15 protein-coding genes are annotated in these 20,631 nt (G+C 55.9%); 9 read left to right on the plus strand and 6 right to left on the minus strand.

Features of this window, described 5'->3' with window-relative positions:
• Nucleotides 1-191: 191 nt before the first annotated feature.
• The 8 genes from FZZ93_RS04175 to FZZ93_RS04210 all read left to right on the plus strand — a co-directional run bounded on the left by FZZ93_RS04175 (nt 192) and on the right by FZZ93_RS04210 (nt 9,940).
• Nucleotides 192-1,025, plus strand: coding sequence for a sulfotransferase family protein (locus tag FZZ93_RS04175; RefSeq protein ID WP_149321077.1), 834 nt, complete (start codon nt 192-194; stop codon nt 1,023-1,025).
• A 3-nt stretch (nt 1,026-1,028) separates the two neighbouring features.
• The gene (locus tag FZZ93_RS04180; protein WP_149321078.1) at nt 1,029-1,844 is read left to right on the plus strand and encodes a hypothetical protein; all 816 of its coding nucleotides are present in this window, start codon (nt 1,029-1,031) and stop codon (nt 1,842-1,844) included.
• A 13-nt stretch (nt 1,845-1,857) separates the two neighbouring features.
• Nucleotides 1,858-2,877, plus strand: coding sequence for a glycosyltransferase family 2 protein (locus FZZ93_RS04185; protein ID WP_149321079.1), 1,020 nt, complete (start codon nt 1,858-1,860; stop codon nt 2,875-2,877).
• Nucleotides 2,878-2,881: 4 nt separating this feature from the next.
• The gene (locus FZZ93_RS04190; protein ID WP_149321080.1) at nt 2,882-4,993 is read left to right on the plus strand and encodes a beta-1,6-N-acetylglucosaminyltransferase; all 2,112 of its coding nucleotides are present in this window, start codon (nt 2,882-2,884) and stop codon (nt 4,991-4,993) included.
• Between the two features lie 64 nt (nt 4,994-5,057).
• Nucleotides 5,058-6,056: a UDP-glucose 4-epimerase GalE gene (galE, locus tag FZZ93_RS04195; RefSeq protein WP_149321081.1), complete on the plus strand. Its 999-nt coding sequence runs from the start codon at nt 5,058-5,060 to the stop codon at nt 6,054-6,056.
• Nucleotides 6,057-6,176: 120 nt separating this feature from the next.
• Nucleotides 6,177-8,147 (plus strand): capsular polysaccharide biosynthesis protein, encoded by a 1,971-nt coding sequence (locus FZZ93_RS04200; RefSeq protein ID WP_281290356.1) that lies wholly within the window; start codon nt 6,177-6,179, stop codon nt 8,145-8,147.
• Nucleotides 8,148-8,210: 63 nt separating this feature from the next.
• Nucleotides 8,211-9,236, plus strand: coding sequence for a phytanoyl-CoA dioxygenase family protein (locus FZZ93_RS04205; protein ID WP_149321083.1), 1,026 nt, complete (start codon nt 8,211-8,213; stop codon nt 9,234-9,236).
• A gap of 44 nt (nt 9,237-9,280) precedes the next feature.
• Complete coding sequence (locus FZZ93_RS04210) at nt 9,281-9,940, plus strand: hypothetical protein (protein ID WP_149321084.1); 660 nt, start codon at nt 9,281-9,283, stop codon at nt 9,938-9,940.
• 105 nt (nt 9,941-10,045) lie between these two features.
• Here the strand turns inward: FZZ93_RS04210 and FZZ93_RS04215 are convergent, their stop codons facing one another.
• Both FZZ93_RS04215 and FZZ93_RS04220 read right to left on the minus strand, forming a co-directional pair.
• Nucleotides 10,046-12,409, minus strand: a complete 2,364-nt coding sequence (locus tag FZZ93_RS04215; RefSeq protein ID WP_187774458.1) for a glycosyltransferase — start codon at nt 12,407-12,409, stop codon at nt 10,046-10,048.
• Nucleotides 12,410-12,605: 196 nt separating this feature from the next.
• A complete protein-coding gene (locus tag FZZ93_RS04220) occupies nt 12,606-13,832 on the minus strand; it encodes a Hint domain-containing protein (protein ID WP_149321086.1) in 1,227 nt (408 codons plus the stop codon).
• 944 nt (nt 13,833-14,776) lie between these two features.
• Here FZZ93_RS04220 and FZZ93_RS04225 point away from each other — a divergent pair.
• Nucleotides 14,777-15,046, plus strand: coding sequence for a hypothetical protein (locus tag FZZ93_RS04225; protein ID WP_149321087.1), 270 nt, complete (start codon nt 14,777-14,779; stop codon nt 15,044-15,046).
• Here the strand turns inward: FZZ93_RS04225 and FZZ93_RS04230 are convergent.
• The 4 genes from FZZ93_RS04230 to FZZ93_RS18510 form a co-directional block, all read right to left on the minus strand.
• A complete protein-coding gene (locus FZZ93_RS04230; RefSeq protein ID WP_149321088.1) occupies nt 15,043-15,618 on the minus strand; it encodes a manganese efflux pump MntP in 576 nt (191 codons plus the stop codon). The genes FZZ93_RS04225 and FZZ93_RS04230 overlap by 4 nt on opposite strands.
• A gap of 250 nt (nt 15,619-15,868) precedes the next feature.
• A complete protein-coding gene (locus FZZ93_RS04235) occupies nt 15,869-16,777 on the minus strand; it encodes a LysR substrate-binding domain-containing protein (protein WP_149321089.1) in 909 nt (302 codons plus the stop codon).
• Between the two features lie 65 nt (nt 16,778-16,842).
• Nucleotides 16,843-18,861 (minus strand): CocE/NonD family hydrolase, encoded by a 2,019-nt coding sequence (locus FZZ93_RS04240; protein ID WP_149321090.1) that lies wholly within the window; start codon nt 18,859-18,861, stop codon nt 16,843-16,845.
• Nucleotides 18,858-20,438, minus strand: coding sequence for a BCCT family transporter (locus tag FZZ93_RS18510; RefSeq protein WP_149321091.1), 1,581 nt, complete (start codon nt 20,436-20,438; stop codon nt 18,858-18,860). The genes FZZ93_RS04240 and FZZ93_RS18510 overlap by 4 nt, the downstream gene beginning before the upstream one ends.
• Nucleotides 20,439-20,631 lie beyond the last annotated feature (193 nt).

A 20,631-nucleotide genomic window follows, 5' to 3' on the forward strand; every position in this document is an offset into this window, starting at 1 on the left:
TGGCGACTTCAGTTTTTGGCTGTTTAAATGGAGGTTGTTAATATAATTTCTATTGACAGTGAGTGAGAAATGGCAACTTTATTCGTATTGGGATAAGCTGTAATGAATTCTTTATGTAAATATTGGTGATTGCCCTTTGGGAAGGATCAATTGGATCTCATGATTTTTTATTATTTATAAGGTGTTAGTTTATGTTAGAGAAAAAGCTGCCGAATTTTCTATGCATAGGATCTCAAAAGGCTGGGACTAGTTGGATCTATGAGATGCTTTCCCAGCATCCAGATATTTGGCTTCCCAATATTAAAGAAGTTCATTACTTTGATTTCTTGTTCGGAGAAAAAACTGGAACAAGAAAGTGGGGGGAAGGGCACATTAAAAGTGCTATGGACCGCATGAGAAAACAAGCAAAAGATCGCTATGAGAAAAAATATGTTGCAACTATTGAAGAAAAAGAACCCTTGACTGAAGAGTGGTATGCATCAATTTTTGATCACCGTGGAGCAAAAAAATCTAAAATAGTAGGAGAGGTTACTCCGGAATATTGCTCAATAAGTTCTGGGGGGGTTCAGCATGTCAAAGATTTTTTGGGTGACCCTAAAATTATATGGATTATAAGAGATCCGTATGAGCGTGCAGTTAGTCAAGTCAAGATGGTGATTAATCGGGGATGGTCGACGCCTCCTCGTAATGATAGTGAGTGGAAAAGTGCAGTTGATGCGGTTAGATATCAAAATCGAGCTAACTATAAAAAATATATCCCTTTCTGGGACGAGGCGTTCAGGGATAAAATACAGTATTTGGCATATGGCGATATAAAAACTCGACCTTCTGAGTTGCTTGAAGAGATAGAAGGCTTTCTCGATGTAAAAAAAGCCAAGTACTCTGGAGAAGGTGAGGTTGTTCATAAAACCAAGAAGTTAGAGTTGCCTGGGTGGGTAGAAAAAGAAATAAAAGATAATGTAAAGGATCAGTATGGGTTCTTGAAATCCAGGTTTGGTGAAAACTTTGTTAAGGCCACGTCTTGAGTTATGAATAAATTAATCTTGCATCTTGGTGTCCATAAAACTGCTACAACATACGTTCAATCTAAAATATATAATTCCAGAGAGGTCTTGTCTCAGGCTGGAATTGGCTGCATAAGCCTTGATGATACACGAAAATATTTCACCTCCAAACTTACAAGAAGTGTATCAGTTTCTAAGGAGGCGAAAAAATTTCTTGATTCTCACGATGTGATATTACTTTCCGATGAAAATATATTGGGTGGAACGGATAAGCCCATAAGCCAACTGGTATATCCCGATGGAGCTGAGAGAGCGAAACGGCTGTTGGAGAAGTTGTCTCCGGATTCGTTTGAGCTGCATTTGACAATTCGAGACCCTGAAGCTTATTTGGTTTCTCGGTACTGTGAATACTTGAGGCATTACCCGTTCCTAGATATTCATCATTATTTTGATGAGCTTTTCGTTAAAGAGTTTTCCTGGTTGCCGCTTATTAATGAGCTGCGGAAAATTGCTGGCCAAGACATTAAGGTGACACCTTTCGAAGATGTCTTTAATGATGAGAGGGCTTACTTCGAGTATCTTATCGGCCAAGACTTGGACTTGGTGCCTGCAGCAGATGATCCGGCTGTCCGGAGATCCAAGATATCTCAGGAGGCCTATGAAACCTTGCTGATGGTGTCCCATCATTTTCCGGGGCATATGATTAGAAAAATGATGACAATGATAGGAAATAATAAGCAGTTGTCCAGGAAAACACCGTTAAAACCTTTTAGCAAACAGTTGAGCAAGAGGTTGCGGGCAAACTATGAAGAAGATAAACGTGAGCTGGGCTTGACTTAATTTAGGAGTTTATATGTTACAGGGAGTTCAGAGCTGGATAAAACATAAATATAGATGGGGTGCAGAGCTTTATCCGTTCTTTCGATCGGCCTTCTATTACGGAAGGCGTATGTCGTTGGAACAGGATAATACCTCGTCAATCAAGAAGGGGGAAATACTTCTTTTTTCGACCATGAAAAATGAAGGCCATCGGCTGGAGTTTTTTTTGGATTATTATAGAAAAATGGGGGTTTCGCACTTCTTTTTGGTAGATAATAATTCAGATGATGACACTGCCGAGATACTCTCTCGGCATAGTGATGTTACAAAGTTTCTGGCTACCGATGGTTACAAGGAAAGCAATTTCGGCATGCACTGGCTGAACTATTTGCTTTTCAAGTATGGCCGTGGCCATTGGTGCATGACATGCGATCCCGATGAGTTTCTTGTGTATCCTCATTGTGACACCCGTGATCTCAAGGACCTTACTGGCTATTTGGAATCGATTCGGCAGGATTCTTTCTTCACGGTCATGATCGATATGTATGGAGAGGGGCCTGTATCCGAGACAAGGTATGAGCCCGGTACGGACCCACTGGGTGCATGCCCATATTTCGATCAGTCTGGCTACAGCAAACAGTATAATCATGACATGAGGAATCTGTTTGTTCAGGGAGGAGTACGTCGTCGCGTTTTTGCCAAGGAAGCGCCCGCTAATGCTCCAGCCTTGAACAAGGTGCCGTTGGTCAAGTGGAAATGGAATTATATGTATGTTTCCTCAATGCATATGGCACTGCCTCGTCGTTTGAATCAATGTATTGATGAGCGAAAGGTGACTGGTGGAATTCTTCACTTCAAGTTCATTAGTCAACTTAATGACAAGGTGAAGCAGGAGATGGTCGCTAAGCAGCATTACAATGACTCGGCTGAGTACAAGCAGTATGGCCGTGTTATTGATAATCGTGATCTTCTCTTTCACCCCCAGGTTTCTACTCGTTATGAAGGTTGGGAAACCCTGGAACACCTAGGACTCATCAATAAAGGGGAGTGGTAAACCAATGAAGATCGGATTCGTTATCCTGGCTCATGAATCGCCTGAAAAGCTCAAACCCTTGCTAGAGGGGTTACTGGCCTCGGGGCGCAATGTGTTCCTGCATCATGATGCCGGGACAGGTACGGACACCGCCGAAATTCTGTCTTCTTTGGATACCCCTTCCGGGGCCGGGAACCTATATCTGGCGGACCGCGTCAAGGTTGAATGGGGGGAGTGGTCCATCGTAAAGGCGACCTTGAACTGCTTGAGGAAGGCCGCTGAGAACCAGGACGATAGCGATTATTATTTTCTCCTCTCCGGTTCCTGCATGCCTGTCAAGCCTGTTCGGTTTCTGGAAGAAAGTCTGGGCGGTGAAGACGTCGACTATATTGAAGCCGTCAATGCCGAGGAAAATCGGTGGATTACTCAAGGTATACAGGAAGAACGTTGGGAGCAGTTCCACTTCTTCAATTGGCGTTCCCAGCAGTGGCGCTTTGATAATTCACTGAAGCTTCAGGTGAAGCTGGGAGTGAAGCGCAAGCTACCACTTTCTCATGTTGCGCATATGGGATCGCAATGGTGGTGTCTGAGGCGTTCTACTGTTACAAAGATTCTTGATTTACTGGATAAACATCCAAAGGTGGAGCGCTTCTATAAATATACTTGGGTGCCCGACGAGCTTTTCTTCCAGACCATGGTTGGGAATCTGGTCCCTGAGCGGGAAATTGTTGCCAGGCCTTTGACTCGTTATTCCTTTAATTCGTGGGGAATTCCCAGAGTCTATTATAATGATGATTACCCGGAGCTTCTTTCGGAAAATCGTTTTTTTGTTCGAAAGGTAAGCCATCGTGCAGAAGAGCTCAAGTACAAGTTGAGTCGATTGGCACCAATGTCCGTTGATGAATTTAGAGACCTTCTTAGGAATAGCGATACTGAGCTGGAGGCTCTGAGAAATAACATCAAGAAGGTTAAGGATTTGGAAGATTCCAGTTGGCACCATCTGTGTACCAGCATGGAGAATTATTACGATTTCGCCAAGTCGATTCCGGCTCGAATGATCGTCGTATGCGGGCTAGAGTCAACGAGGAAATCTCAGGCGCTAGCCGAGTTCGACAAGCTTGATGATACGGCGGTATATGGCGATCTTTTCGATCCTGAAGAGGTAGGCAAGGGGTATGAGGGAAACTCCTGGATGCCCATTAACCGTGGGGATGTCACGCTTGCTCAGCATACATGGCACAAGTTGTTAGGCGATATTGCGTTTCATGAGCCGGGTAAGACGATTGTCTTCTCCTTGGGGAAGAATGCGCTGCATTATCTTGAGGTCTTGCGCTGGAAGCAGGATGTCAATATCGTGCTTGTCGATGACAACAAGAGCGATGGTCTGGATAAGCCGCTTCTCAAGGAGTTCTACTTCAAGAGCAAGATTTTACACTTGATTCAAAACCGGATCTGCGAGTTTTCCAGGGTCGAAGTTGAAAACTTGAGGTATTGGATTGACGAAGCGATTTCGAAGAAATTCGATATGACCTATATCGTCGAGAACTTGCATCGAACCCAAGAGCTGGTCCAATGGCCAAGCTTGCTTTCGGATACCCATGACCATTGGGAGCTTCTGAAAGCCATCGACAGCAAGTTGGTCATCTTTGTCGCAGAAAACAGAAATGGTTTGGCCAAGGTCAAGGATGCCATGAAGAGCTGGTTGAACTCAGGAGTTCACACCGGGATTTTTGATGTCATTCCGAAAAGGGATAATACGTTGGATTGGCATTATTATCTCGCCGATGTGGCTCATGTCAATCGTGGTCAGTCCCGGCATAATGCCTTGTTTGCACATATGTCCGGTGGCCAGGTCGAGTTGCTTGATACCCTGAGGTGGAAGCACGACCTCATGGTGGTGTATTTGGGTAGCGACAATGACCAGGGGCGCTTGGAGGAACTTTCCTTCGAGTTGGCTGGAAGCCTGGATAAGGCGCGGGAAATTATTTCCGGTGAGGATCCGATCAAGGAACGACTGGATGAGCTGATGCTGGAGCGCCACTGTTCTTATCTTTCAGTAAATCAGAAAAGTCTCGAGTCGATCAAGAACGATGTGCTTGAGTTTGTCGATGCTCTTCCCGAAACAGAGTCTTCTTGATTGGCATCGGTAATGTGCCAAAAGAGCATTGTTGGCATTTTTGTTTCATAGTGAGGCTGGATAGATGAGTAATACGATTCTGGTAGTCGGTGGCTGCGGCTATATTGGCTCGCATATGGTCAAGCAGTTGGCCAGGGCCGGCAACAAGGTGGTGGTTCTGGACAATCTCTCCACGGGGTTCCGTGAACTGGCCAAATATGGCGAGTTGGTCGTAGGGGATCTCGGAGATGTTGATCTGCTGGAGCGGCTGTTCCGTGAGCACTCATTCGATGGTGTGATGCACTTTGCCGCCAATAGCCTGGTGGGAGAGTCGGTGGTCGAGCCATCGAAGTATTATCGCAACAATGTGGGCAATACTATGGGATTGCTCGATGTTATGGTGCGTCACGATGTTCGCCATTTCATCTTTTCATCCACGGCGGCTACGTTTGGTGAGCCTGAGCGAAGCCCGATCGACGAGCGGCATCCGCAAGCCCCTATCAATCCCTATGGTGCCAGCAAGTTGATGGTGGAGCGGATTCTATCCGACTATGCCCATGCGTATGGATTGAATTCTGTCAGCCTTCGCTACTTCAATGCTTGTGGCGCTGATCCTGAGGGAGAGCTCGGGGAGTGCCATGATCCTGAGACCCATCTGATTCCCTTGATTCTCCAGGCAGCCTCAGGGCGCCGAGAGTCGATCACTGTGTTCGGACGGGATTACGCTACCGAGGATGGTACTTGTGTACGTGATTATATTCATATCGAGGATTTGTGCAGTGCCCACGCGCTGGCATTGTCGATGATCCTCGAGAACGGCACCAGCGGGGCTTTGGCCTACAACCTGGGCAATGGGCAGGGGTTCTCTGTTCAGCAAGTGATTGATGTGGTCAAGAGTGTGGTGGCTCGAGATGGCTGTTCGCTCAAGGTGGAAGAAGGCGACCGGCGGCCTGGTGACCCCGCTGTGCTCGTCGCGGATGCTGCTCGCGCGAAAGAAGAGCTTGGTTGGCGGCCTGCCTTCGCCGATCTTGAGAAGATCGTGAGCCATGCCTGGCAATGGGAAAAGCACCTGGCCTCGATGTAGATGGCGGTGATAGGGACGCTTTCACGAGATCTTGTTCGGCATCCAACATTGCCCCGATTGCTGAGCGGGGAGCTTCGTCGGGTTTCGGCGACGGCCCAATGTCAGGGCCTGGATGCCCTGGTGGCCTGGGGGAAGCCGTCTTGTCGAAAGCGCTCCGAGGCCTTGGCAGAGCAAACGGGACTGTCGCTGTTTCGGCTTGGAGAGGGCTTTCTTCGGGCCTACGCCGAGCATGAGGATTTTCCGTCGCTTTCCTTGATAGTGGATGACCTGGGCACATATGACGATGCCGATCATCCTTCCCGCTTGGAAGCACTATTGAATGCAGAGGAGTCTCCACTCGAGGGCATCGAAACGGAGACTGATGCGGCCATGCGGCTTCTGATATCCGAACGCTTGAGCCGCTACAATGATGCTCCCGATCTGGATGTATCGCTGTTGCGGAGCGATGATCGCGAACGGGTGCTGGTGGTCGACCAGGCTCAGGAAGGCGAGAGAGGCAGGACTAGCCAGCGTGCTTCCAGGTTTGAAGATATGCTGGCTGCCGCCTCGGCGGAAAATCCGGGTGCCACGGTTTACGTGTATGCACCTTGTACGGGCAATGTCTCGCAAACTCGCAATCATGAACCATCGGGAAATGGTGTTGAAGTGGGGCGGATCGTCGTACTTCGTGAAAGAGTCAATCCCTGGAGCCTGATCGAGCGCATGGACCGTATCTATACGGTGAGTGCGCATATCGGTTTCGAGGCGTTGATGGCGGGCTTGCCGGTGAGCGTTTTCGGTATGCCCTGGTATGCGGGCTGGGGGGTGACAGACGATCGTTTGCCCTGTGCTCGTCGTACCCCCATGCGAACCGTCAGAGAGCTATTTGCGGCAGCTTATATTCGCTACTCCCGTTATCTGGACCCTGAGACCCTGGAGCCGGGGGATATCTTCGATGTCATGCGCTGGCTGACTCGTCAGCGCCGGGTCGAGGGCCGAATCCAGGGGCGCCGGGTGATGGTAGGGTTTCGGCGCTGGAAGGCTGCCAACCTGGGGTCAAGGCTAGCGCTACTGCCAGCTCGGTTAAGCCGTGTGCCGAATGCTGGAAAGGCGGAGTGCCTTGGATTGGGACCACAAGATGCTCTGGTGCTATGGGGGCGTGATATTCCGTCGGATGTTGCGTTGCTGTCAGCTTGCACGGGAACTCGAGTGCTGCATATGGAGGATGGCTTCGTTCGTTCGGTGGGCCTGGGGTCCGATATGGTGCCTCCCTATTCCATTGTGCTGGATGAGCGGGGCATCTATTTCGACCCGGGGCAGGCCTCGGATCTCGAGCACCTGTTGAATACGCACCGCTTCACTGATGATGAGCTGGATCGCGCCGAGCGTATTCGAGACTGGATCGTGAAGCACCGTATCACCAAGTACAACCTCGAGCCTCATCGCGTTCCGGACTGGGAGGCGCAGGGCCGGGAGGTGGTTCTTGTGCCAGGGCAGGTGGAGGACGATGCCTCGATTCGCTACGGGGCCAATGCAGTACGTACCAATCTCGAGCTACTCAAGGCCGCCCGGCGAGCTCATCCCGATGGGTTTCTGGTTTACAAGCCGCATCCCGACGTAATCCGTGGAGGGCGTGAAGGCCATGTAGTGCTCTCCGAGGCCTTGGAGGTAGTCGATCACGTCGAGACGGAGTTGTCGGTGATCAGTTGCATCGAAGCTTGTCATACGTTGCATACCATGACGTCCCTGACCGGATTCGATGCCCTTTTGCGTGGTAAGCGCGTTGTCACTTATGGCGAACCCTTCTATGCGGGGTGGGGGCTGACCGATGACAGGGCGCGGGATGCGAAGGCTCTGGCGCGTCGCTCTCGATGTCTCGGCCTGACGGAGCTGGTAGCGGGAACCCTGCTGCTTTATCCGTTGTACTGGGACCCCGTACTCAATGGCTATACCAGTTGTGAGGCGGTACTGCGTCGCATTATTCAAGAGCGCGAGGCCTTGATGGCACAAACCGGATTGATGTTTCAGCGTTTGGGATATGGCAGGCGCCAGTGGCTGAAGCTGAAAATCATCTATCGGTCTTTCATGTGGGAGAGACGTTTCTCACGGTAAGTGTGCCTTCATCGCCTGGGCCTTGAATGCTCTGTGGCTCGGGTTACTAAGGAGTGGTGGATCATGATGCTGAAGCGGGTCGTGCGGTTGCCCCTGTGGCTGGCCGAGCTGTTTAGCGGCACCAAGTCGTTCGTGGCCAACCCGCTGATTGGCAGCCGGCGGTTGAATCGCTGGGGGCTGCATGTCGGGCGAGTCGCGTTGGCGCATGGGGTGATGCGACTGCGCATGGCGATGCTGAGTTGGCGAGTGCCATCTGAGGATCGTCGGCAGTTCATCGAACAGGGCTTCGTACTCAAGCGGAATTACTTGCCGGAGGACGAGTATCGAGCCCTGGTCGAGGAAGTACGTCAGGGGCAGGGGGAAGTACGCCAGTGCATCCAGGGTGATGCCCGTACCCGTCGCATGTTGCTTGCTCCCGAGGTTCTCGAGAAGATGCCGCGAACGCGAGCGTTGATGGGGGACCCGGCGTTTCGCCGCTTGATGCGCTTCTGTGCCGGTCATCTGCGCATGCCGATCTGTCATGCGGAGCGGGTGATGAATGGTGTCAGCGAGGCGCCTCCGGATCCGCAAACCAATCTGCACGTCGACACCTTCCAGCCGACCATGAAATTCTGGCTCTATCTGGAGGATGTGTCGGACCTCAATGGCCCCTTCGTCTTCGTGCCGGGGTCGACTCGATTGAGCCGTGAGCGACTGTCCTGGGAATACCGTATGAGCCAGCAGGCCCGGGAGCATGCTGATCGCTACACGGCGCGCGGTTCGTTCCGTGTCGAGCCGGAAGCGGCGGCTCGGCTTGGCGATGAGCCGCCACGGAGCTTCAAGGTACCGGGCAATACCTTGTTGATCGCCAATACCTTCGGTGTGCACGCCCGGGGACACGCCGAGCCGGGGACATCGCGCCTGGCTCTGTGGGGTATGAGCCGTACCAATCCGTTCATTCCCTTGCCGGGACTGGGCTTCGAGAGTCTGAATCGCCTGCAGTATCGTGTGTTGCAGCGGATGCGTCGCCGGGAGGATGAACGGGCCGCTGCGCGAGGTGTGGCAGCGTCCTGGCATCGTGTCGAAGGCAGGGATGCCTGGCGACACTAATCATCATCGTAAACGTCTTTATTATTCGACAAGGATTCGTGATTATGCACAAGAGCGAACAACACAAGAGCGAACAGCTATCTGCTTTCGGAATATCGCCGTATTTTCGTGTTGCCGGCTCGGGGCTGATTCTGGCACTGGGTACCGGCCTTTCGAGTGGGGCATTGGCCAATGAGTTGAGTGTCACACCCTGGGAGAAGGGCTGGGCGCTGGGCGGCCACGCCGGGCAGGCGGTGCATGAGACGGTCAAGAGTGGCGAGGCCTTCAACCCCTTCGTTTGGGATTTCCAGGACTACTATATCGTCAGCTCCGGCCTGCAAAAGGAACTGGTGAATTTCTGGGGGTACTCCAAGCTGTATGCCGAAGCCAACGTCTCGTACATCTTCGGGGATGAGCATTATTTCGAGACCTTTCTGACACCATCGATCAGTTGGGAACCTTTCCCCTGGGACAGTGTACTCGATACCACGGCTTATCTTGGTGTCGGGATTTCCTATACGTCGGAAACATCAAGGTTGGACCATTCCGGCGAACGCCTGATGGCCTCGATGATCTTCGAACTGGAAGTGCAGCCCGATAGCTGGGGGCCATGGTCGCTCTATGGGCGTATCCATCACCGCTCGAGCGCTTATGGCACCTTTGGCGATGATGGCGGTGGCAGCAACATTCCATCATTGGGTGTGCGCTACCATTTTGGGCAATGACACTGTGCTCGGATGCCGCTTCCCACGATAGCAAGCACCTCCGCCACGAAAACGGCCACCGGCTTGAGCAGCCGGTGGCCGTTTTCATTTTGGCGGATGTAATGGCTATTCGCCGGGAGTGGAGGAGCCTGTCGTGAAGAACGGTGCCATATCCACGCCAGTGGTGGTGGTCGCATTCCAGTGTCGCTTGGTTTTCTTGTGCGGTAGCTGGATATGTATCTGCACCTGCCTACGCAACATATAGCTTGGCAGGATGGCGACTCGCTCGGCGGGAGAGTCCGGTGCAGCGTGGACCAGATAGCTGGCCACCGCTCGGGTCAACAGGCCCGGTCCTGTCTTGCCCCAGGTATTGTCGTTATCGCGCGATAGCAGGGCCTCGGCGGCCATCTCTGAGGCAAGCACGATGGCTGGATGTTCCGGCGCGGCGACGATGACATTGTTGGCCAGAATATCAAAAGGTTCATGGAAACAGACCATGCCCACTCCAGGAGGGAGAAGCGCATCTAACTGGCCGTATAGACGGTCATCCGCATCCGCATAGACGCCTCCATGGTGGCGGAGGTAACAAAGGCGGAAGAAGTCGGCGCCTTCGGCAATATTGTTGGCCTGCCTGAATGCACGCTCATAGTCGGCCCCAAAGGTGCGTCTCAGGAAGAAACGCGCCGATTGGGTGTTGAAACGCTGATACTCGATGTTCGGCAAGCTAGCCCAGGAGTGCATGATATCCGTCACGCTCTGGGGAGGCGTGGGGTCGTTCCAGTATTGTACCACCCGGCGCGGGATAAGCTGTTGGGTATCTGGAGCGTGCACCATCGGTTGCTCGAAGTGACGTTTGATCACCGCGCTGGCGGCATGGACATAGTGAGCGGCCAGGTAGCCGTCATGACTGCCAGGAGGCAGAGAAGCCAGTTCGCGACGAAACAGTGCCAGATCGTTCATCAGGTTACCGATGAGCGAGATAGAGAAGTGGCCCGATGCGATGCGGTTATTCATGCCGCGTTGTTTTGCTTCCTGGATCAGCTCGGTTGCTTCGTCTTCGAGCCCAAGCATGATCAAGACACGTAGGCGCAAGTCGAGAATACCATTGGCGGCGTTATAGGTACTGGCCTTGTCCAGTTCCTCCTTTGCAGCATCTATCAGACCCATTTCCAGCAGATTGTGGGCTCGAATACGCGCGCAGGGAATGCGCTTGGTGGTGGGGATGGGGGCGTCCAGTGTTTCGAGAGCCGTTTCTGGATAGCCAGCATCCATCAATAACCGGGCATGTTGTAGGCGCAATTCTGCCTCATCCGGCCAGCGTCTGCGGCAGAAACGTAGATAGCGAAGGCCCAGGGCATAGTCGTTGCTGGCGCGCAGGAAGCGAACGAGGTTATAGACCTCGGGCAGGGAGCGGCGTTGACGCCGATCCTGGCGTAACCGTTCAAGCGCGCTTTGTGGCCCATCGGTTCGCAGGGCGAATTCTGCTGCCAGGCTGGCCTGTTTGGCCTTCGGGATATGGCGTAGCAGATGCGAGATGACAGCATCTGTTTGGTGGGGCTCGACCGTGGCCATAGCCTTCTGAAAGAGAGTTCGAGCAACAGGAGGCGTGCGTGGCCCGGTAGCGAGTATTCCTGCGAGCGCCCGGTGGGCAGCCTCTGCCAGGCCGAACCGTTCGGCCTGGTTGAATAATGCCAGCTTGTCCTGCTCCGACAACTGGTCGACCATGCCATTCAAGAAGTCGATAGTTTCATGGCAGGTGCTGACAAGGTCCGATGTAGTGGCCAGCTTTACTGCTTGAAGCAGTTCCGCAACATCGGCGGGAGATACCTCGGGCTGTTGCCGGGCCTGGGCCAGCAAGTTGGGGAGCGACGATGATGCCGCTTTTTGGTTATTGGTACTGTCATTAGCCAGGTTCTGCCGTATGACACGGGCCTGGCGATGCTGCGGATGGTGTTCCAGCAGGTGGTCGAGTACCGTTCTGGTGGCTCGGAAACGGCCATGAGCACGGTAGAACTGAGCGACAGCTATCAAGACTTCAGGATTTCGGGGCCAACGGCGGCGCAACTGACGAAGAACGTGCAGGGCAGGACGTGTGCGCCCGAGGTCTCGCAGCAGCTGGAGTTTTTCTAGCCTTAATCGGGCACTATTGGGCCAGCGTGGGATTGCCTGGTTGACGCGGTGCAGAGCACGACGTGGCTTGCCTGCGGCGGCTTGTATACGCGCGTCGAGGGCGCGGAGTTGTGGGTCGTTGGGTTGTTTCTCGAGTGCTTGTTCCGAGCGTTCCAGGGCAATATCGATGTGCCCTTGGCGGAATGCTATGCGTACCCAGAGACGCCGCTCGCCGGGTTGGGGATCTCCCAACTGCACTGCATGGTCGACCAGAGTTTCCACCCGTTCCAGATCGCCTGTGGCCATGGCACGTTGAGCTTGTTGAAGGCTGCTTTCCGTTTTATCGACCTCGGCCATATTGTTACCGGGACGATCTTTCATAATGTCATCATCCATGAAGGCAAGTTTACACTCTAGATATCATCAACTATGGGGAATTTGTAGAAAGCTTACACTCTCATTGCCCTGTCATGAAGGAGAATCTGCACTTTGAGGTCAGGAGTTGCGTGTAGACAAAAAAACCGGCCGGACAAGAGTCCGGCCGGTGTCTTGAGACACTATGGTGTCTTCAGGTGACTCAGGCGGTTCCGGTGGCCTGGGTCATGTCCTGAATGCCCAGGCGCTCACGCACGGCCAGGGGCAGCAGGCGACGCGAGGAGATACGGTGGCGGGGCATCTCGACAACACGTGTCTCCATGCCGTAGAGCGCCACGTACTCGGCATAGTTGTCGAACGACTGGCGATCGATATAGTCGATGTAGGTTTCGGCTTCGGTGCCGTTGGCGAGAATCACCTCGTGATTTTCTGTCTCGACATGGTAGTAGGTCACCGATTCGGAAAGTTCGAGCCACGAAACATGATCGATCGAGTCGTGATTGACCAGCGCGCCGGCGTTGATTACCAGGCCATCGACGAGGACGCCGTGACTGGCGGTGAGGACGAGATCCTGGTTGGGCACGTTTGGTGCCAATGCCCCTTCGCTGATGCGCACAGGAGCTTGGCTTCCTGATGAGCGGAGACGGTTGACAGTCTGATGCCCGATCCACTTCACCGGTACCTGTTTGCCACTGGCAGTTACCACCAGGTCGCCGATTGACAGGGTTTCCACGGCAACCTCGCCGTCGGGGGTGGCGATCATCGTGCCTGCCGCGAAGCAGACCTGAGTAAAGGTATTACCGGAGAGATAAGCATCAGGATCGGCTGCGAACTCGTCATACTCTTCCTGAGTCATCTCGATGCGAGCATTGACGCTGCCACCAATGACCGAATTACCTTGTGTTAGATGCAAGGCGCCATCTCGGTAGGCGTCCTGAGGGTTAAGGATGCTACCTTCATCCAGGCTCCAGTCTCCCCCTCCGAGATTGAGCTCATCGCCCGCTTCCATTCCGGTGACATTGAAGCTGTAGTCATCAAGAAGGCTTATTGAACCTTTATTGAAGGTAAAAGACCCAGCCTCGCTACCTGAGAAGTTGACATCGTAGGAATTCAGGCCATTGAGCGTGCTAAGGTCGGATGCATTCAGTGTCGCACTGCTGGCACCTTCGATTCCGAAAGTGAAGCTATTGAGTCCGCTGACATTGAGCAACCCTTGATCTACCGTCAGGCTGCCACCATTGGTAGAAGTGAAGGTAGGGGAAGCTCCTGCCTGAACTCCTGCGACATTGCCAACCGTGGCTTCAACACCATCGACGATTAGCTCTTGGCTACCCAAGGCTGTGATATTAAGAGTGTTGGTATCGTCTGCGTTATCACTCGAAATAGTTTGTGTTCCAGAGTTTGCGAGATCGAGATCAATTAATGCCATCCTTCATTCCCCCTGACTTAGTGCTTGGTGACGTTTTCGTCATGTTTTCGAACCGTCATGGCCATGGCGAAATACGCATGACGTTTCGAAAATTTTTATGAGGTGGGTTGTTGTCAATCTAATCTTTATGCGGTTTGCTTGATAGCTTGTGTTGCATAAAGCGTTGATTGTATTGCTCCACCCTGGCACCTGGAGCCTTCCTGCTCCCAGATGGCCTTGCTTCACCAAGAAAGCTATAGCCAAGGGTATGTCGCGTCAATCTATAGTTGTTTACTTTTGTTACAGACCTTGTTTTTTTGTTTCTGGTCGATAGGAAAAGTTATCAAGGACAGAGGCTGTTGAGAGGGCTAGGTCAAGGCTGCATATAATTTTTAGTTATTACAGTGTGTGTTGATGTGCACTGTTTTTAGATTTGAAGCATCATGCGATCGGTACCGGAATGTGAATCATCTGTCATTCGGCATGATGGTGATAGGGATAAGAATAGTTCTAACTAATTGAATGTTAAAAAATATTAACTGGGTGCGATGCTGGTGGCAGTGACGGCCCGGTGCGATGCTGGTCTCGGCAAAGACGATACGGCCTTGCCTTCATGCGTCATCGACCATGGGTATATGGCGAGTGCGGCTGCAAGGTGTGAGGCGCGTTGGATTCTCTTTGTGGGCTCTTGATGCTGTTTACATTTGGTTACATTTTTAAGCATGCGAGTCACCTCTTTCTTGCCTCTTGGCTACGGCAGGGGGAACCCATCGTCAGGCGTGTGCCTGGCCCGATCATCAGGGCCCCGGTCATCAGGACATTGCGAGGGCACGAGTGCCGTGTTGGTCGAGACCGAGCACCTCGAGCTTTACACCGCATTGCCACGGGGTGTCGCGATTCTGCCACAGGGCAGGCGGCATATTGCTTGCTAGCATGGAGACAACGGTTCAAGCGGGAGATTCCCCATGCGTGTGTTTTCGCTGTTAGTAGGCGCTCTGGTTATCGCGGGGCTGGCAGGCTGCAGTTATCATCCTGCTCGTATCAGCCCTGAGCCCGCCATCGTGATCGATGATGACAGGTACTATCATGACCGCGACTGGCACGACCGTGACTGGAAGCGTGACAGGGATTACCGTCACCGCGACCATGATCGCTGGAAACGCCATCGCGATTATCGGGGCCATGATCGGGGGAGATTCTGTCCGCCGGGGTTGGCCAAGCAAGGGCGTTGCTAGGCCAGCAATCCCAGGTGGTCGATCAGGATGCTGGTGCCGATGCCGCAGAGGGCGAGGCCGCCGAGGATCTCCGCCCGCTTGCCGATCATTGTGTTGATCACGCGACCGAGCATGACGCCGAGCGTGGTCATCAGCAGGGTGGCGGTGCCGATCGCGAGCGAGGTCCAGAGGATGTTGGCGTCCATGAAGGCCAGGGTGATGCCGATCACCAGGGCGTCGATGCTGGTGGCCAGGGCCGTCATCACCAGGCGAATGAACGAAGGGGCCGAACGTTGGGAGCCAACGTCGGCCTCTTTGTTTTGCAGGCCCTCGTGGATCATGTGTGCGCCCAGCAGCGAAAGCAGCCCAAAGGCGATCCAGTGATCCCAGGCGGTGACGTACTGCGCCATCGACAGGCCCAGGGTCCAGCCGAGCAGGGGCGTCAGGGTTTCGATGATGCCGAAGACAAGGCCGGTGCGCAGGGCCTGGCGCAGGCTGGGGCGTGCCGGCAGGGCTGCGCCCTTGCTCAACGACGCCACGAAAGCATCGCTGGACATGGAAAAGGCAAGGAAGAATGTCGAGAAGAGGGACATGCGGTGGTCGGCTCCCGGGGTGAAAGGCCATGACGACGTGCGCTGTCAATACAGCGCGGTGACATCATTGGTCTCGCCAACCTTTCGGCCTCCCGTGCCACGGCATGACTGCCGAGTGTGTTGACACGGAGACTTCCTGCGCTGCCAGCGCTGGAAGCAGGCTACTCCCCAAGAACGAGCATGAGCTTACATGAGCGAATAGGGAATGTCATGCGCTTCTCCCGGAGGTTCGAGCGCTGTATTGAGGGCGTCACAGGTGGGTCAGCCAGCGCTGAAAGGTGCGACTGGCCTGGGTGAGATGGCGATGCTGAGGAATGAGCAGCGAGAGCTTGCCGCGGCTGGGCAAGGCTTGAGGCAGGGCGCGCAGGAGATGCCCCTGGCGTAGCTCGTCGGCGAGCAGCTGCTCCCAGCCCAGTGTAATACCCTGGCCGGCGAGGGTGGCGTTCATCAAGACCTGATAGCTGTTCGCGCGCAGGCAGTGGGTCGGCTCATGCCAGGTCATGTTCAGTGCATTGAACCAGTCCTGCCAGGTCAGCCAGTCGTTGAAGTGATCCTCGAGCACCAGCAGGGTGTGATGACGCAGCAATGCCTCGGGGGTTCCGACGTCTCCGTGATATCGGGTGTAGTGAGGGCTGCACACGGCGATGACATTTTCTTCGGCAAATACCGTCTCGGCCATCAGGCCGGGCGGGTCTACCTGTCCTTCGAGGTGATAGTAGAGCCCCAGGTCGAACTCGGTGAGATCGAGCCGATAGGGATCCTCCATGGTCAGCAGTCGAATCTCGATGTGCGGGTGCTGCCGTTGGAACTCGGGCAAGTGCCGGGACAGCCAGATGGAGGCGATGGTAGGGCTGGTGGCCAGGGTCAGTTGGTGGTCGTCGCCATGGCGACGCAGGCGTGCCGTCTCGTCGGCCAGCTCGCGCAGCAGGCGGCGCACGACCCGGTAGTAGTGATCCGCGGCCGGCGTTGGGCGCAGGCCGTCGGGAACACGCTCGAAAAGCGGGCGGCCCAGGTCTTCCTCCAGGCGCTTGATCTGGCGACTGACGGCGCTCTGGGTCAGGTTGAGTTCGCGGCCGGCCTGGGTGAAGCTGCGGTGCCTGGCAGTGGCCTCGAAGGCTTTCAGGCACTGCAGCGGTGGCAAGGCGTCGCGTCCGCTCATGGAAATCCTCGACGATGGGAAGGTCATGCTGTCGCCGAGGATATCATGTCCGCCCGAGCGCATTGTCAGATGGCCCGGCGCGGCACTTCCGTCCGCCAGTGCTTGCGGTGGACTTCCTCGCCGTCATCGTGGGCGATCTGTTCGGCCTCGATGAAGAAGGTCGTCTCGTCGCAGGTCAGTCGGTAACGGCTTTCCACGCTGACATCGAAGCGACCGGGACCTTCGTCGCGGCCGGCCCGATAGTGCCAGACGATGTCCGCACGGGCTCGGCTCGGGTCCTCCGGATGGGCGGTATAGCGCTCCTGACAGGACTGTGCCACTCGGTAGCCGTGGTCGTTCAGCGTCATGGCGCCCAGGTCGTCCTCGACGATCACCGTGACTTCGCCGCTGGCCACGTCCTCCTGGATGGTACGTCGTGGCGCCGGGCTGCGCTGGGTGTCGACATCGGCGGGTCGAGCGCTCTCCGGGGCCTCGAAGGGATTATCGATGGTCTCGCCCTGGTAAGTGGGCAGTTCGAGGCGCTGCAGACCGGGCTGCAGGGTGAGCGCGGCGCGCCTGGGCGTCGGCCACAGCAGCGGGAAGTTGGCCGAAGTGATCGCCACGCGCAGGCGGTGCCCGGCGGGCAGGCGATAGCCGATCATGTCGAGTTCGATATCCACGTCCATGGGCTCGCCGGGAACCGGCGGTTCCAGGTGGTCATGATCGCACAGCGACAGGTTGAGCACGCCATAGGTGATGCGGGCCACCTGGCCGTCGGGGCGTACATCGCTCAAGCGCACGGTGAGCTGGCCACAGGGCTGATCGCTGGCCAGTCGCAGGCGCAGGCGCGGTTTGCCGAGGATGTCGAGTGGCGCCTCCAGCGGTTCGCTGTCGAAGCACAACGCCAGGGCGTCGTCCTGACGCTGGTCGCCCGGCAGGTCGGGGCCGAACCAGATGGCGCAGTATTCGCCCTGGTGACTGCCGGCGGTGAGCGGCGAGTCGACGGTGCGGGCCTCTGACAGGGGCTCGTCGCCGGCGACCAGGCCGGCATCGGTCAGCGCATAAGGACGCTGCTCGACGTCCGCCGAGGGCCAGCCTTCGGTACCCACCCAGGCGCCCGGGCGTTCGGCGTACATGGGCTTGGGCGGCAGGGCATCCTGGAGATAGAAGGTGCCGGCCGGCTCGTCCATGATCCCGGTGTCGATGTCCTTCAGCCAGTGGTCCCACCAGCGCAGCGCTTCCTGGAGGAAGCCGATCGCCGGGTCGGGAATGGCAAAGTGCGGATACTTGTGAATCCAGGGGCCAATCAGTCCCTTCTTCGGCCCCGGAAGGTGTTCCAGCAGGCGCGGCACGCTGTTCTTGTAGCCGTCTCCCCAGCCGCCGACGGCATAGACGGCGGCTTTTATGTCGGCGTAGTTCTGGTTGACCGAGCCATGCTTCCAGTAGGCGTCGCGGGTCTGATGGCTCATCCAGGTCTCGGCCAGCAGCGGCATGTTGTCGAGACGCTGCTTCCAGCGTTCGCGCCACACTTCGCCGACCAGGGCCGGGTCGGGAGGTGCCGCCGAGAAGCTGAGCATGGTGGCCGACCAGCCGAGGTTCTCGTGCAGCAGATTGCCGCCCTTGTAGTGGATGTCGTCGGTGTAGCGGTCGTCGGTGGAGCACAGGGTGATGATGGCCTTGAGCGGCTCTGGCTTCAGCGCTGCCAACTGCAGCGAATTGAAGCCGCCCCAGGAGATGCCCATCATGCCGAGCTTGCCGTTGCACCAGGGCTGGCGGGCCAGCCAGTCGATCACTTCGAGGCCGTCGGCCTGTTCCTGGGGCAGGTACTCATCGGCCATCAATCCCTCGGATTCGCCGTTGCCCCGCATGTCGACCCGCACGGCGGCATAGCCGTGACCGGCGAAGTAGGGATGCGTCAGCTCATCGCGTACCGCCGTGCCGTCGCGTTTGCGGTAGGGCAGGTATTCGAGGATGGCGGGCACCGGATGATCCTCGGCCCCTTCCGGCAGCCAGATGCGAGCGGCGAGTCGAATGCCGTCCGAGAGCGGGATCTCCAGGTGCTCGATCTCGCGGATACGATGCGGGAAGTCGGTTTTCACGTTCATTGCGGCTGGCCTTGTGCGTCGAGCTGTTCGCGGTTGGTTGATGAATTTGTTGATGAGGTGTCGGGGCATTCGAGGGCGCTGGGGTCGCGCAGCCAGTGCCAGAGGGAACCGCTGGCGAGCAGGATAATCACCAGGGCGGGCAGGCCGCCGAGGTTGGAAAGCATCTTGACGCCATCGATGCCGACGAAGCTGGTCATGACCCAGGCGATGATGCCGACTACCACGCCCCAGATGATCTTCATGGGAATGCCGGCGCTGAAGTCGGAATCGGCGGTCAGGCCTCGGGTGCAGAGGTTGCCGATGGCGTCGGTGTTGGAGTCCGCTGCGGTGACGTAGGAAATGAAGGCGATGAACAGCAGCAGCGGCACCCAAAGGCCGGACAGCGGCAACTCGCCGAAGAGTCGGTAGAGAACGTGTTCCACGCCCTGGTCGTCGAGCACGCTGTGCAGGTCGATGCCGGTGCGCATCTGGAAGTAGAGGGTGGCGCCGGAGAAGATGACGATCCACACGGCGGCGAACAACGATGGGTAGAGCAGGTTGATGCGCAGGAAGTCGCGTACGCTGTAGCCGCGCGAGATGCGCCCCAGGAAGAGCGAGGCCACGGGCGCCCAGGCGAACCAGATGGCCCAGTAGAAGATCGACCACCAGTGCGGCCACTGGTCGTTGCCGGCGGCGCCGGTGAACAGGCTGCGGGTGAAGAAGTCATCGAGGTAGACGCCGAACGACTCCACGCCGATCTGCAGCATGAACGCCGTGGGGCCGAACACGAAGACGAACAGACCGAGCACCAGCAGCAGCCAGGCATTGAGGGCCGAGAGCCGGGCGATGCCCTTCTTCAAGCCGCTGGCGGCCGAGAGCACGAAGGTGACCACGATCACCGCGATGATCAGGCCCAGGCGCAGTGGATTGGTGTCGCCTTCGATGTACTGGCCGAGGCCGCCGGCCAGGGTGATGGCACCGGTGCCGAGGGTCGCGGCCATGCCGGCCACCAGGGAGTATAGCGCGAGGGCGTCGATCAACCCCGAGTAGCGGGTGATGCGAGGGCCGAAGACCGGCTCGAGCATGCTGCTGATGGAGAACTTCTGCCGGCGGTTGTAGAACGCCAGTGCGAAGATCAACGCCGGGACCGCGTAGATGGCGTAGGGCGTGAAGGTCCAGTGCAGGAACATGGTCGACATGGCGAACAGCGCCGCCTCCGAGGAGCCGGCTTCCATGCCCAGCGATGTGGGCGGCCCCATCAGGTGATAGAGCGGCTCGGCGGTGGTCCAGAACAGCACGCCGACCGCCAGGGTGGTGCACAGCGTGATGGAGAACCAGCGGGTTTTCGACAGCAGCGGTTCGGCATTCTCGCCACCGATACGGATGCGGCCGAGCGGCGAGACATACACCGCGACGGCAAGCACCAGCAGGTAAAGGCTGCCCAGGCTGAACAGCCAGGAGAAACGTTCCAGGATGGCGTCGTTGAGCTGGCTGGTGAAGCCGAGGAAGGCGTCCAGGTCGACCAGGCTGCCGATCACGGCGGTGAGCAAGATGAGAAAGGTCGGCCAGAAAACCAGGGGCCGCATGTGATGGATCATGGGCATCTCTCCACTTATTGTGTCGTCTCCGGAATGCCTCCGGCGCATGGCTTGATACCTTAACGGCCCGCACGATGGGGATGACAGCGAAGTGTCTGCATGGGGGCATGACACTCGCGCATGCCCCAGTAAGCGATGGATGGGCTTTCGTGCATGCAACGACAAGGCCCGGCGTGAGCCGGGCCTGCGGGAA

The organism is Halomonas eurihalina, from assembly GCF_008274785.1.
Taxonomy (GTDB): Bacteria; Pseudomonadota; Gammaproteobacteria; order Pseudomonadales; family Halomonadaceae; genus Halomonas; species Halomonas eurihalina.